The sequence below is a fragment of the Kitasatospora sp. CB01950 genome (genome assembly GCF_001905465.1).
Taxonomy (GTDB): domain Bacteria; phylum Actinomycetota; class Actinomycetes; order Streptomycetales; family Streptomycetaceae; genus Kitasatospora.
Window position 1 is genome coordinate 1 of sequence record NZ_LISX01000002.1, and the last position, 13,901, is coordinate 13,901.

General features: G+C 73.9%; 11 protein-coding genes. 4 read left to right on the plus strand and 7 right to left on the minus strand.

Annotated features, from left to right (window positions below):
- Nucleotides 1-239 precede the first annotated feature (239 nt).
- A complete protein-coding gene (locus AMK19_RS04685) occupies nt 240-881 on the plus strand; it encodes a DedA family protein (protein ID WP_073808407.1) in 642 nt (213 codons plus the stop codon).
- Between the two features lie 120 nt (nt 882-1,001).
- Here the strand turns inward: AMK19_RS04685 and AMK19_RS04690 are convergent, their stop codons facing one another.
- The 3 genes from AMK19_RS04690 to AMK19_RS04700 are packed head-to-tail and all read right to left on the minus strand — an operon-like array spanning nt 1,002 to nt 2,998.
- Nucleotides 1,002-1,574: a dihydrofolate reductase family protein gene (locus AMK19_RS04690; RefSeq protein WP_073808408.1), complete on the minus strand. Its 573-nt coding sequence runs from the start codon at nt 1,572-1,574 to the stop codon at nt 1,002-1,004.
- 33 nt (nt 1,575-1,607) lie between these two features.
- Nucleotides 1,608-2,363: an SRPBCC family protein gene (locus AMK19_RS04695; protein ID WP_073808410.1), complete on the minus strand. Its 756-nt coding sequence runs from the start codon at nt 2,361-2,363 to the stop codon at nt 1,608-1,610.
- Nucleotides 2,360-2,998: an ArsR/SmtB family transcription factor gene (locus AMK19_RS04700; protein WP_073808411.1), complete on the minus strand. Its 639-nt coding sequence runs from the start codon at nt 2,996-2,998 to the stop codon at nt 2,360-2,362. The genes AMK19_RS04695 and AMK19_RS04700 overlap by 4 nt, the downstream gene beginning before the upstream one ends.
- Nucleotides 2,999-3,379: 381 nt before the next feature.
- Between AMK19_RS04700 and AMK19_RS04705 the strand changes: the two genes are divergently transcribed.
- Together AMK19_RS04705 and AMK19_RS04710 are read left to right on the plus strand one after the other, a co-directional pair.
- The gene (locus AMK19_RS04705) at nt 3,380-4,198 is read left to right on the plus strand and encodes a class I SAM-dependent methyltransferase (RefSeq protein ID WP_073808413.1); all 819 of its coding nucleotides are present in this window, start codon (nt 3,380-3,382) and stop codon (nt 4,196-4,198) included.
- Nucleotides 4,199-4,681: 483 nt separating this feature from the next.
- Nucleotides 4,682-5,641, plus strand: a complete 960-nt coding sequence (locus AMK19_RS04710) for a DMT family transporter (protein WP_073809467.1) — start codon at nt 4,682-4,684, stop codon at nt 5,639-5,641.
- A gap of 132 nt (nt 5,642-5,773) precedes the next feature.
- Here AMK19_RS04710 and AMK19_RS04715 read toward each other — a convergent pair whose 3' ends face one another.
- Both AMK19_RS04715 and AMK19_RS04720 read right to left on the minus strand, forming a co-directional pair.
- Complete coding sequence (locus AMK19_RS04715; RefSeq protein ID WP_073808414.1) at nt 5,774-6,784, minus strand: Acg family FMN-binding oxidoreductase; 1,011 nt, start codon at nt 6,782-6,784, stop codon at nt 5,774-5,776.
- A 191-nt stretch (nt 6,785-6,975) separates the two neighbouring features.
- Nucleotides 6,976-8,235, minus strand: coding sequence for an ROK family transcriptional regulator (locus AMK19_RS04720; RefSeq protein WP_073809470.1), 1,260 nt, complete (start codon nt 8,233-8,235; stop codon nt 6,976-6,978).
- 219 nt (nt 8,236-8,454) lie between these two features.
- Between AMK19_RS04720 and AMK19_RS04725 the strand changes: the two genes are divergently transcribed.
- The gene (locus tag AMK19_RS04725) at nt 8,455-9,459 is read left to right on the plus strand and encodes an aldo/keto reductase family protein (protein WP_073808416.1); all 1,005 of its coding nucleotides are present in this window, start codon (nt 8,455-8,457) and stop codon (nt 9,457-9,459) included.
- Between the two features lie 106 nt (nt 9,460-9,565).
- On the opposite strand, the gene AMK19_RS04730 is transcribed toward AMK19_RS04725, so the two are convergent.
- Both AMK19_RS04730 and AMK19_RS04735 read right to left on the minus strand, forming a co-directional pair.
- The gene (locus tag AMK19_RS04730) at nt 9,566-11,755 is read right to left on the minus strand and encodes an ATP-binding SpoIIE family protein phosphatase (protein ID WP_073808417.1); all 2,190 of its coding nucleotides are present in this window, start codon (nt 11,753-11,755) and stop codon (nt 9,566-9,568) included.
- On the minus strand, nt 11,752-13,887 hold the full coding sequence (locus AMK19_RS04735) for a SpoIIE family protein phosphatase (protein WP_073808419.1): 2,136 nt from the start codon (nt 13,885-13,887) through the stop codon (nt 11,752-11,754). Before AMK19_RS04735 ends, AMK19_RS04730 begins: the two co-directional genes overlap by 4 nt.
- Between the last annotated feature and the right edge of the window lie 14 nt (nt 13,888-13,901).

A 13,901-nucleotide genomic window follows, 5' to 3' on the forward strand; every position in this document is an offset into this window, starting at 1 on the left:
ACCGTCCTGCCCCAACTCACCAGCAAGGTCAAGGCGGGCTGACGGCCCCACCGCCACCGCCCCGGAAGGGCGCGACCATCACGGTCGCGCCCTTCCGGCGTTTCCGGCTTCCAACGCTTTCGGCTTCCGGCATTCTCGGCTTCCGACGGGCCGCGGTTGCGCCTCCCCCACCAACATCGTCTACAGTCGCGTAGACGGTCTACTCGCATGTAGACACCGAGCGCCCCGGAGGCCACGCCGTGTACGCCCACTCCGTCCTGCTGGCGGTCAACCCGCTCGACGCATCCTCGCTGCTGGCGGCCTTCGGCGCGCTCGGCATCGCCGCCGTGCTGTTCGCCGAGACGGGCCTGCTGATCGGCTTCTTCCTGCCGGGCGACTCCCTGCTGTTCACCGCCGGCCTGCTCTGCACGCCCGGCCTGCACTCCGGCCCGCACCTGAGCCTGCCGCAGGTCCTGGTCGCCGCCGTGATCGGCGCCCTCGCCGGGGCCCAGGTCGGCCACCTGCTCGGCCGCAAGGGCGGCCGCGCCCTGCTGGAACGTTCCCGCAACCGCCGCCTGCACGAGGGCGCCCAGCGCGCCGAGGAGCTGCTCACCCGCTACGGCCACGCCAAGGCGATCACGCTGGCCCGCTTCGTCCCCGTGGTGCGCACCGTCCTCAACCCGCTGGCCGGCGCCCTCGGCGTCCCCACCCGCACCTTCGCGCTCTGGCAGACCGTCGGCGGCCTCGTCTGGACCGTCGGCCTGATCCTCGGCGGCTACGCGCTCGGCTCCACCATCCCCAACGTCGACCACTACCTGCTCCCCGCCATCGCGGTGATCGTCGTGGTCTCCCTGCTCCCGCTCGCCCTCGAATTCCGCCGCTCCCGCACCGCCCGCGGCTGACCGCCGCCGACACACGCCAACGCGCCACCGCCCGCCGCCGACCGATGTCGACGGCGGGCGGTGGCATGCTGCCCGGCCGATCGGCCGCTCCGCCGCGCGGCGGACCGCTCGGCGGGCCACTCAACGGACGACGTCGAAGACCTGCTTCTGCACGCCGTTGCGGTAGACCTCGTGCTCGACCAGCGCCAGCTTCTGGGCGTCCTTGTCGGTGGCGCTGAACAGCCGCTTGCCGGCGCCGAGCAGCAGCGGGAAGACCAGCAGGTGGTACCGGTCGATCAGCCCGGCGTCGGACAGGCCCTGGTTCAGGGTGGCGCTGCCGTGCACGATGATCGGACCGCCCTCGGTCTCCTTCAGCGCGGCGACCTCGTCCAGCGAGCGCAGGATGCTGGTCTCGCCCCAGTTGGTGACCAGCTGGTCCTCGCCGAGGGTGGTCGACACGACGTACTTCGGCAGCGTCCGGTAGCGCGCGAACTCCGCCATCTCCGGCCAGACCGGGCTGAACGCCTCGTAGCTGACCCGGCCCATCAGGATCGCGTCGGACTCCTCCTGCTCCCGCGCCTTGAGCTCGAACGCCTCGGGGAGGAACTCGATGTCCTTGAACGTCCAGCCGGCGTTGCGGTAGCCGGGCTCTCCGCCCGGGGCCTCCACGACGCCGTCGAGCGAGATGAAAGCCGTGCTGATCAGGGTGCGCATGATGGTGCTCTCCTTCGTCGTCGTACAGGTGCTTCAGTGCCCGGTGCGCCCGGGTGCCGCCAGGACGTCGGTCAGCCAGCGCTGCCACCCGGCCTCCGCCGCGGCGGAGGCCACGCCCCCGTCGAAGAGGTGGTGGAACATCAGCACCGGGCCGCCGCCGTGGTGGAAGGTGTAGAGCCCGTCGGCGGTGCGGATCTCGAACCGCTCCTCGTCGGACCACGTCAACTCGCCGTCCAGCGGCGGCAGTCCGGCCGGCTCGACGTGTGCCCGGTCACCGACGGCGGCGGCGGTCGGCAGTGACAGGGCGCGGGCGAGCGCGGACCGTGCGGGCTGCCCGGCGGCCTGCGCCACGGCGAAGACCGGACGTCCGGTGCGGCCGGGGAAGTGCGCCAGGTACTCGCGCAGCGTGTGCAGGTGGAACGGCCAGCCGCGGCGCAGCGCGTCGTACTCGTCCTGCCAGTCGTCGCCGAGCATGCCGCTGTGGACGACGCGCAGCACGGTGCTGCCCCCCTCGCGCCCCTCGATGAGGTACTCGAAGGCCATGAACCGGCCGTCGTCGGCGGTGCCCGTCCGGGTGGCGAAGCGCTTGGCGGGCTCGTAGGCGGTGATCACCGCCTCCTCGCGGTGGCCGCCGACGTCCATCGCGGCGATGCCGCCTTCGCGGGGTTCGACCTCGTTGCGGCCCATGAACCAGGACTCGATGCCGGGCCCGGTGGCGATCGCCTCCCAGACCTGTTCCGGGTCTGCGGGCAGGACGATCTCCTGCTCGATCTCGAAGGGATGCGTCATCGGGGGTTCTCCTGCGGTGCGTCGGGCCGGTCGGTGTCGGTGGCCGGGGCCGGGGCCGGGTCGGGGATCTGGTGCAGGCCGACGACCACCCGGTGCCTTCGGCCCTGCCGCGCGGTCTCGTCGTGGTAGCGGCCGACCAGGCCGGCCACGGCCTGGGAGAGTTCCTCGGCGAACGCCGCCCGGTCCGCTGCGGAGGCGAACCGCACCTCGGCGTCGATGCCGAAGCTCGCCACCCGCTGGCCGGCCCGGGCCGCGCCGGTCAGCAGCGATCCGACCTCCTGCACCAGGCGGGCCCCGAGCGCCAGCAGCCAGCGGGCCGAGAGCCGGTCGGGCGACCGGTCCGGATCCGGGCTGACGGCGGCCAGCGCGCTCGGCGAGATCACGTACGAGGCGGCCGTGGCGCGGTACACCCGCTCGGTGACGTTGCCCTTCCGCCGTTCCTCGGCCAGCTCGACCAGGCCGTGCCGCTCCAGCTCCTTCAGGTGGTAGTTCACCTTCTGCCGGGGCAGCCCCAGCCGGCCCGCCAGCATGGCGGCGGAGCCGGGCTCCGCGAGGGCGGCGAGGATCCGCGACCGTATCGGGTCGAGCGAGGCCTCGGCCGCGGCGGCCTCCTCGATCACTGCGACATCCAGCACCTCTCCACCCTCCGTTCCCGGCGCCCCGGCGGCTTCCGGGGACGACTCCAGCATCGCGCCGACCGGAAAACCTGTCAAGACAAAAAAATTTGTCGGTGGCTGCGGCAGCAGAATCCGGCAGCGGCGGCAAAATCCGCTGTGCCCAGCGGCTTCCGCGCCGCCCACTTCGGTCCGGCCCTCCGCCTCACCCACGCGGCACTCGCCCCGAACACCCCCGAACTCCCCCGAACTCCCCCGGCACCCCCGGCACCCCCGACACCCCCGACGACCTCGGTGAACGGATACGTCAGTGCGGTGCGTGGCAGCGCCGCGGGGCCTGAACGGCCCCGCCCGGCCGGGCTATGAACACCCACCGACCGACGAGTTCAGGGGGGAACCAGCATGCCGTCCACCACGAGATTCGACGCCAACGAACGCACGGCCTGGGCCGGGCGGGCCGACGCCTACGCCGCGACGTTCGGGCGGCTGTGCGCCCACACCGTGCCGGAACTCCTGGACGCCGCAGGGGTGTTCGGCGCGGGCACCCGTCTGCTGGACGTGGGCACCGGCCCGGGCACGGTCGCGGCGGCGGCGCACGCCCGCGGCGCGGAGGTGACCGCGGTGGACGCCGAGCCGAGCATGGTCCAGCTCGCCCGCCGGGCCGTCCCGTCCGCCCGGATCGAACTCGCAGCGCTGCCTGAACTCCCGTTCCCGGACGCCGAGTTCGACGCGGTGGTCGCCAACTTCGTGCTCAACCACGTCGGCCGCCCGCTACTCGCCCTGGCCGAACTCCGCCGGGTGCTGCGCCCCGGCGGCCGCCTCGCCGTGACCATCTGGTCCGGCACCCCGGGCCCGGGCCAGACGCTGATCCCGCAGGCCCTCCAGGCCGCCGGCGCGGTCCGTCCGCCGCACCTGGGGCCGCTCGACCCGGCCGATGACTTCCCCCGCACCCCGGACGGCCTGGCCGCCCTCCTCACCGCCGCCGGCCTGCAGGACGCCGCCTGCCGCACCCTCTCCTGGGACCATCGCACCACCGCCGAGGACTGGTGGGCAGGCCCGGCCTCCGGCGTCGCCACCATCGGCCTGACCCTGCTCGCCCAGACCCCCGAGACCCGCAACGAGGCCCGCCGCCACTACGACCGCCTCGCCACCACCTTCCGCACCCCGAACGGCACCCTGGCCCTCCCCCACACCGCCCTACTCGCCACCGCCACCCGCTGACCCCGGCCCCCGGCCCCCGGCGTGTGCGACATCCCGCGAGTTCTACTGAGTTCCTCTGAGTGACCGAGGCCGCGACCAGGGCTTCTTCCTCGGCAAACCCGTCCCGTCGTCTGCCTCCGCCGGACCCCGGCCGAGCTGGTTCGGACAGGACCAGCTCGCGTCGCTGGGCCTCGTCCTCAACGCCCTGGTGCTCTGACGACCGATGGATCCGACAGCGCGCTGTGCAGCCGGCGGCGAGCCCGTGGGCCGGCCCATTCGCCGGGATCAGGAGGAGAGGGCCCTCGATCTGCGGTGCCATACAGTAACGGGCATGTCTTTCCCGGCAGTTCTCTCGCCTCCCGTCCGCTGAGGCGGGTCGCCATCGACACCGGCGCGTAGGTAGGCCAACGGCCGCGACGCGCTGATTGGTTGTGCCCGCAGACGCGAGACCACGGCCATCTGCTCCGTCTGGAGATTCCTTCCGTGTCGAAAACTGCTGCTGCAATTCCACCCGCCCCTGTGTCGGCGCACCGATCTGTGCGCCGCGGCCTTGCCTACCTGGCATTCGCCGGCATCACCTGGGGCACCACCGGGGCCGCCGTGGACATCGTCTACCGGTCCAGCGACTTCGGGCCCATGGCCGTCTCGTTCTGGCGCTTCCTGACCGGCGTGGCGCTGCTGCTCGCGGCCCAGGCTTTCCGTCCTGGCCGCAAGACGTCGCGGACGTCGCGGCCGTCGCGGACGTCGCAGGCATTGGGCCGCCGGACCCTGCTGCTCGCGGGCACGGGCGTCGGTCTGGCGGTCTTCCAGACCGCCTACTTCGCCGCTGTGCAAGACACTGGCCTGGCGGTGGGCACCATCGTCGCGCTGGGGGCCGCCCCGGTTCTCACCGCCGCCGGCGGGCGCCTGTTCCTGGGTGAGCGCATCGGGCGTGCCGGGTTGCTCGCGGTCACCGGCGCGCCGGCGGGCCTTGCGATCCTGGTCCTGGGCAACCAGGCCGGTGTCGTCCATCCCGTCGGCGTGGGGATGGCGCTGCTGTCTGCCGCCGGGTACGCCGTCTCCAACCTCCTTGGCCGGTGGACGGGACGGCACGGTGCCGGCGAGGACCCCTACACCCTCACGGTGGGGTCGTTCGCCGTCGGCGCGGCCGTCATGGCGCCCTTCGCCTGGGGCGAGGGTCTCGTGCCGCACACCGCCCACCTGGGCCACGTCGTGCTGCTGATGCTCTACGTCGCCGCCGTCACGACGGCGCTCGCCTATCCGCTGTACTTCGCCGGAGCGGGCGCTGTGCGGGCGGCCACAGCCTCGGTGGTGATGCTCATCGAGCCCGTCAGCGCGGCGGTACTCGCCGTACTGTTCCTCGGTGAACGGCTCACCGCGCCCACGGTCATCGGCACGGCGCTGATGCTCGCGGCCATCGCCGGCCTCGCGGTCGCCGAGTCACGACTGGCCGAGACGGGCTGACCGGTCATGAGGTGACATGAGATGAGCGCGGTGCGCCCGGTCATGGCCCCGGCGCCGACGACGCGAGCCCCACATCCGCCGAACAACCGGGCAACCGAACAACCGGGCAACCGGGCAGCCACCCAGCCACGCTCACGACGCCGGGACGCTGCCGCCCAGCAGTTCCTCGACCTCGCGACGCGGGGTGTCCGACCCACGCGGCCCGTAGCCGATCCGCAGCACCAACTGCACGGTGCCGACGCCGGATTCGGGGTTGCGCAGCCGCCACCGGGTGTCCGGCAGTTCGACGGCCTGGTGGAGCACGGAGACCCGGACGCCGTGCGCGGTCGCCACCAGCCAGACGCGTTCCATGGCCTGGCCGGCCCGCAGCCAGTCGGCCGGGGTGTCGCCGCGGGTGGAGATCGTCACCAACTGCGGGAGCGCTTCGAAGCGTTGCGAGCGGACCGGGCCGTGCCCGGTGAAGTCCCGTACGGGGACGCGGGCTTCGTGGTCCTGCGGCCCGAGCGCCGCCACCGGGATGCCGTCGGCGGAGGGTTCGCCGCGCAGCCAACTACCGGTCTCCGCAAGGCGGGCGGCGTCGGCGACGATGCGGGCCTCCGCCTCGGCGACCAGGGCCAGCACCCGGCGCGTCTCGGCCTCCTCCGGCGCGTCCAGAACGGCATCCTCGGCGGCGGCGGCCGCGATCAGCTCACCGACCACCGACTCGGGCACGTCCCGGTTGTTGAACGGTTCCCGGCTGGAGTGCCGAAGCGCGATCGCTCCCGCCAACTCGGCCGTCTCGTACGGGACTCCGCGCGGCCCGAAGTGCACCACCGCGACCGGGGAGTGCGCGTCGAACGGTCCGGGCAGCAGTTCCAGTTCGTCCACCGGAAGGCCCTGCCGGGCGGCCGCGACCCGCAGGTTGAACAGCGCCGCGCCGACCGACAGCAGCATGCCCCGGCCGTCCGGGTCGGCGACCGGGACGGCCCGGTCGGGGTCCGCGAACACCAGGACGCCGTGGCCGTCATCGGTCGCCCGGAACTGCCAGGGCTGGGAGTTGTGCAGCGAGGGCGCCGCGCCGGCCGCCGCCACCAGTACCCGTAGTTCCTGCACGCTCAGTGCCGCCCCCGGTCCGCCCCTCGTACCAGCCGTCGACTCGACCATCGCGGATCACTCCTCGCCGCATCCATCGTCGCGTTGCACGTGTCCCTGGCTTGAGCGTGCGCCTCCGGCGGGCCGCTCCGGTAGGGCCCAAAGGCCCCCGCGGGGCGACCTCCGCCCCTTCCCCGCCACCGGAAAGCCGCCCGCAATGCCACCCGGAAGCCACCCGGAAAGCCGCGAACACGCCAGCGCACTCACGCCGGGGCGGTACGCCGCACGAACACCTCCAGCCGGGCCGCCTCCAGCGCCGTCGCCACCGCACCCAGCAGCACCGCGTCCTCGCCGAGCGTGCTCGCCACCACCCTGGGCCGCAGCTCGCAGGTGCGGTGCAGGGCCTCCTCCAGCAGCGGCAACAGCAGGTCCGCGCTGCGGCCCAGCCCGCCGCCCAGCACGAGCAGCTCGGGGTCGGCGACGGCCGCCACCACGGCCACCGCGAAGGCGAGTTGCTGCGCCTGCCGGGATATCGCCTCCCGTGCGGCCCAATCGCCGGCCCGGGCCGCCGCGCACACCTCCTCGGCGGTGCCGACACTGGTCAGCCCGAGCCGCCACGCCTCGCCGACCACCGCGTCGGCCGCCACCACCTCCTCCAGCAGCACATCCTGACGAATCGTCAGATCGCCGACGGGTCTGGGAAGTTGCAGCGTCCCGATCTCGCCGGCCGCCCCGTGCGCACCGGTCCACAGCTCGCCGTCCCGCACCAGGCCCACCCCGACGCCCGTGCCGACCAGTAGGTACGCGAAGACCGAACTGCCCGCCCCCGCACCGTAGGTGTACTCGCCGAGGGCGGCCAGGTTTGCGTCGTTGGCGACCTGCACGGGCATGCCGAGGCCGTCCTCGATCCGGTCGAACAGGCCCGGCCGGGCCCAGCCGGGCAGGTGTGCGGCGTGCCGCATCACCCGCCGCCGCTCGTCCCACACGCCGGGGCTGCCGATCACCGCCCGCACCACACCGCCCTCGACCGACCCGCAGCCCACACCCGGGCCACCGATGCCCCCACCGCCCTCGGCCAGCGCGGCGTCGGCGAGCGTCTCCCGGGCGGTGGCGACCAGCGCGTCCGCGACGCCCGGCCCGGTCCTGGCCCGGTTCGGGACGTCCCGGCGGGCCACCACCCGGCCCGCCAGGTCGGCGACGGCGACCCGCAGCCGGGCCCGGCCGACGTCCATCCCGAGCACGTACCCCGCGCCCGCGTCGGCCCGGTACAGCACAGCGGTGCGACCCCGGCAGGGGGCCAGCGTGCCCGCCTCCCGGACCAGCCCGGCCGTCTCCAGCGAGCCCAGCGCCGCGGACACCGTCGGCTTCGACAGGCCGGTGTCACGGGCGAGTTGGGCCCGCGAGGACGGGCCCCCGGTGCGCAGCAGTTCCAGCAGCAGCCACTCGTTGTTGCTGCGCAGCCGCTGCCGGTTCCACCGGGCCGGCTCGGGCGCCCGGCCGGCGGGCCTGTGCACGACGGGCATCGCCTGCGGGTGGGTCACGGTTCCTCTTCTCCGGTCGGGACAGTCCGCCCGCCCCGCCGGCAATACCGTCACAGACTCACTGTCGTCCTCGTCCAGGTCGTCACTCCGCGCCGCCGTCGGGGTCGACGCCGGCACGCCCGCACGCACCGGCCCGCTCCCGGTTCCCGCGGCACGGCGATGGTACCCACCGGAGCCGTCGGCTGACGTACCGTACAGATCATGGAATTCCGTCACCTGGGCCGCAGCGGCCTGATCGTCAGTGAAATCGCTTACGGCAACTGGCTCACCCACGGTTCACAGGTCGAGGAGGACACCGCGGCCGCGTGCATCCGGGCCGCCCTCGACGCGGGCATCACCACCTTCGACACGGCCGACGTGTATGCGGAGACCCGCGCCGAGTCGGTCCTCGGCCGGGCCCTGCAGGGCGAGCGCCGCGAGGGACTGGAGATCCTCACCAAGGTGTTCTGGCCGACCGGTCCCGGCCGCAACGACCGCGGGCTGGGCCGCAAGCACATCATGGAGTCGATCGACGCCTCGCTGCGCCGCCTGCAGACCGACTACGTGGACGTGTACCAGGCGCACCGCTACGACCCGTCCACGCCGCTGGAGGAGACCATGGAGGCGTTCGCCGACGTGGTCCGCTCCGGCAAGGCGCTGTACATCGGCGTGTCCGAGTGGACGGCCGACCAGATCCGCGCCGGACACGCGCTGGCCCGCGAGCTGCGCATCCCGTTCGTCTCCAACCAGCCCCAGTACAGCGCGCTGTGGCGGGTCATCGAGGGTGAAGTCGTCCCCGTTTCCGAGGAGTTGGGGATCGGCCAGGTCGTGTGGTCGCCGATCGCGCAGGGCGTGCTGACCGGCAAGTACCGGCCCGGCGCGCAGCCCCCGGCGGGCTCCCGGGCCACCGACGAGAAGGGCGGCGCGAACTTCGTCGCCCGCTGGCTGCGCGACGACGTGCTGGAGCGCGTCGAGCTGCTGCGCCCGCTCGCCGACCAGGCGGGCCTGTCGCTGGCCCAGTTGGCCGTCGCGTGGGTGCTGCAGAACTCCAACGTGTCCGCCGCGATCATCGGCGCCTCCCGGCCGGAGCAGGTCACCGAGAACGCCAAGGCCGCCGGCGTGAAGCTGGAGCCGGAGCTGCTCGCCCGGATGGACGAAGTCCTGTCGCCCGTCGCAGTGTCGGACCCGGCGAAGACCGCCGAGAACGCCCCCAAGGCCCGCCCCTGACGTCCCACCGGGCGGCGCCCCGAAGCACCTCCGCGGAGCACACCCCCGAAGCACCCCCCGCGAGGCACCTCCGCAGCGCCGCCCGGCCGTCGAACTCCCTTGCCTGCTAAGGCCGGTCGGCCGGAAGGTCCTGCTGCGCCCAGATGGTCTTGCCGTGCCGGCCGAACCGGGTGCCCCAGCGCTGGGCCAGCCGCCCGATGATGTACAGCCCGCGACCGCCCTCGTCGGTGCTCTTGGCCCGTCGCAGGTGCGGGGTGCTGGCGGAGGCGTCGGAGACCTCGCAGATCAGGCCGCGGTCGTTGATCAACCGCAGCCGGATCGGCGGCACGCCGTAGCGGATCGCGTTCGTGACCAGCTCGCTGACGATCAGGCCGGTGACGAAGTCCAGTTCCTCCAACCCCCAGGCGGCGAGCTGGTGTTCGGCCAGCCGCCGGGCGGTGCGCACCACTGCGGGGTCGTCGGGCAGCGTCCACACCGCGACCTGCTCGTCCGGCAGCGCCCGGGTGCGGGCCAGCAGCAGTACGGCGTCCTCGCGCTGCTGTTCGGGCAGCAGCGCGTACACCACCCGGTCGCACAGTTCGCGCAACTCCTCCTCCCCGGCCCGCACCAGCGCCCGTTCCAGCACGGCCCGGCGCGCCCCGAACCGCTCCCCCGGCTCGTCCGCCCCGCCCGGCTCGTCCGCCTCGCCGGATGCGCCCGATACGCCGGATTCGCCGGTGCGGGGCCAGCCGGACATCAGCCCGCCGGTGTACAGCGCCAGCACGCTGCCCTGCGCGAGTTCGAGGGTCGTCGTCTCGTAGCACTTGTCGCCGCAGCCCAGCGGCAGCGCGCGCTCGACGGGGAACGGCAGTGCCTCGCCGTCCGGGCCGACCAGCACCGGCCCGGGGTGTCCGGCGGACGCGGCGACACAGGTCCGCGCGATCGGGTCGTACACCAGGTACAGGCAGGACGCCAGGCCGTCCGGCAGCCGGTCCGCGCCGGGCGGCAGGGTGTTGCGCTGCTCGTCGGTCAGAACCCGCGCGGTCTCGTCGAGGCGCACCAGCAACTCGTCCGGCGACATGTCCTGCACGGCCAAGGTCCTCAGCGCGGTGCGGAGTTGGCCCATCAGTGCGGCGGCTTCGATGCCGGTGCCGTTGACGCTGCCGATGGCGAGGCCGACCCGGGCGCCGGACAGCGGGACGACGTCGTACCAGTCGCCGCCGGGCCCGACCACGCCGGGCAGGTAGACCTGCGCGGTCTCCACGGCGCTCAGTTCGGGCGGTTCCTTGGGTAGAAGTTGGCGTTGCAGGGTGGTGGCGATGGAGCGTTCGCGGGCGTAGCTGCGGGCCTTGTCGATGGACAGCGCGCCGCGCGAGGCCAGTTCGACGGCGAGGTCGAGGTCGGCCTGTTCGAACGGGTCGGTGCGCCGGTCCCGGTAGAGCGTGAGCAGGCCGAGCACGGTGTCGTGGGCCGTCAGCGGCGCGACGATCATCGAGTGCACGCCGAGTCCGGTGAGCCGGCGTCCGCGTGCGGGGTCGGCGGTCAGCCAGTCCTCGTCGCCGCGGAGCCCGCGCACCAGGCGGGCCCGTCCGTCGTGGAGCACCTGGCTGTACGGGGTGGGGGCGCCGTAGGTGGACAGTTCGCCGCGCGGGATGGGGCCCTTCTCGCCGATGCCGCGGCCGGGGCCGCGGGTGGCCCGGAAAGCGGCGCGGCGCAGCGGGGCGGTGGGGTCGACGGGTCCGGCGTGGGGCGGCAGTCCGCGCAGGGGTTCGTCGAGCAGGTCGACGGTGGCGATGTCGGCGAGGCGGGGGACGGCGACGTCGGTGAGTTCCTCGGCGGAGCCGATGGCGTCGAGGGAGGCGCCGAGTTGGCGGTGTGCGGTGTGCAGGATGTCGAGGCGGTCGAGGGCGGCCTGCCGTTCGGTGACGTCTTCGATGATGGCGAGCAGGTAGCGGTGGCCGGTGGGGGATTCGACCGGGAAGCAGGAGACGGCGCCGACCCGGTCGCTGCTGGGGTCGCCGGGGGCGAGGCCGCGGATCAGGCGGTCGCGGATCCATTCGCCGTCCTGGAGGGACTGGCGGGCGAGGGTTTCGAGTTCGGCGGCGTCGTAGCCGGGGGCGAAGTCGCCGGCGCAGTGGCCGCCGATCCCGGTGTCGCCGCCGCGTGCGACGGCGTTGCGGCGGACCGGCCGGAGGTCGTGGTCGAGCAGGTAGAGGCCGAGCGGGGCCTGCGTGAAGACGGCGTCGAGCAGCGCCGGGTCGTCGTCGCCCGGTGCGTCGCGGCGGGCGTGGTCGGTGTCGCTGTTGCGGGTGCTCATCGCGGCAGGTCTCCTGTCGGGCGGGCCTGCGCGGGCCGGGTGGCCGGGCCGGGGCGGCTGGTCGTGGCGGAACGGGTCGTCGTGGCGGAACGGGTCGTCGTGGTCGAACGGGTCGCCGGCGTGGGCCGAAAGGCGATCATGGCGATGTCGTCGCGGACGTCGGCGACCCGGCCGGTGAGGTGTTCGCACAGCTCGGCGAGCGGGCGATGGCGCGCTTCGGCGGCGGCTTCGCAGAGCCGGGCGATGCCCTCGTTGAGGTGTTCGCCGGGCACTTCGACCAGGCCGTCGGTGTAGAACAGCAGCGTTTCGCCGGGTCCTATCGGGTCGCGGTGGGTGACGCGCGGGCGGCGCGGGTCGACGCACAGCGGGACATCGGCGTCCTCGGCGGTCAGCAGCCGGGGCGGGCCGGTGACGGGGACGAGGACGGGCGGCGGGTGGCCGGCGTTGCTCCACTCGACCTCCCAGGCGCCGTCCGCGCCGTGCCGGGTGAGGCGGGCGTGCACGGCGGTGGCGAAGGTGCCGAGGCCCAGTCCTTCGGCGGCGGTGTCGAGTTCGCGCAGGGTGTCGGCGGGGGTGTGGCCGTGCGGGCGGGTGTAGGCGATGGAGCGCAGCATGGCGCGGAGTTGGCCCATGGTGGTGGCGGCGGCGAGGTCGTGGCCGGCGACGTCGCCGATGGTCATGGCGAGCGAGCCGTCGGGGAGGGTGAACGCGTCGTACCAGTCGCCGCCGACTTCGGCGTTGCGGCTGCCGGGGCGGTAGCGGGCGGCGAGGTCGGCGCCGCCGATCCGGGGCGGGGTGGTGAGCATGGCGCGTTGCAGGACGACGGCGGTGTGGCGGGCGCGTTGCAGGGCGAGGGCCTGTCGCAGGGGGGCCTGGGCGCGTTGCAGGACTTCGTGCTGGAGGTCGATGTCGGCGGGGCCGGGCGGGGGTGCGCCTTCGCAGTCGGCGGTGGCGGCGAGGGCGACGACGGCGCCGTCGACGACGATCGGCAGCAGGGTGAGGCTGGTGGCGCGGGCGCGGATCAGCCAGCGGACGGAGATCTCGGGGAGGCTGCCGCCGGGGACGCTGCCGTGACCGAATTCGATCACCACGGGGGTACGGTCGGAAACCGCTTTCCGTGCGCGTTCGCCGAGTGTGAAGGTCTGCCGGTTGATGGGGGGCAGCGGGGGCAGTCCGGGGCGGGCGACGGCGGCGACGCGGGTGGCGACGACGTCGCCGCCGGCGGCGTCGGGTTCCCGCAGCAGGTAGACGGCGCACACGTCGGTGAGGTCGGGGACGAGGGTGGCGGCGAGGGCGGCGAAGGCGTCGTCGGCGCGTTCGGCATCGGTGACGGCGCCGGCCCGGGCGAGCAGGCGTTCGCGCAGGCGGTTGCGCCACTGGTCCTCGATGTCGCTGGTGGTGCCGATCCATTCGGCGGGCCCGCCGTCGCGGAGGATGGGGACGGCGCGGGCGCGGACGTGCCGGTAGCCGCCGTCCCGGCCGCGGATCCGGAAGACGTGTTCGAACGGGGTGGGCAGGTCGCGGGCGGCGTCGGCCCAGCGGGCGGCGACCTCTTCGCGGTCCTGGGGGTGGATGACGTCCAGCCAGCCGGTGCCGGCGGCTTCGGGGAACGGCTGTCCGGTGAGGGCCTGCCAGCCGGGGACGAGTTCGTCGGCGGTGCCGTCGGTGTGGACCAGCCACACCATCTGGGAGGCGGCGGACATGAGTGCCTCGTAGCGCCGCAGGGTCTGCAGGCGTTCGACGGAGAGGCGTTCGGCTTCGAGGGCGGAGTGCAGTTCGGCGGTGGTGTCGATGGCGGCGACGAGGATGCCGGGGCCCTCGGAGGTGCCGGCGGGCGAGCAGGAGTACACGAAGTGCCGGTGGACGGTGCCGCCTTCCGGGCAGGTCAGGGTGCGTGGGGCGGTGACCTGTCGGGCGATGCCGTAGGTGAGGACGGCGTCGAGGGTGGCGACGAAACGCTCGGCGCCCGGTTCCGGGAACACCTCACGGGCCGGGATGCCGAGCGGGCGGTCGCCGAACAGCTCTCGGAACGCGTCGTTGGTGTACACCAGGCGGTGTTCGCGGCCGGCGGTCAGGGCGATCGCCACGACGGCACGGTCGAACACCTCGGGTGTCAGTGGTGTGTCCGGCACCCCGCGGGTCCTCC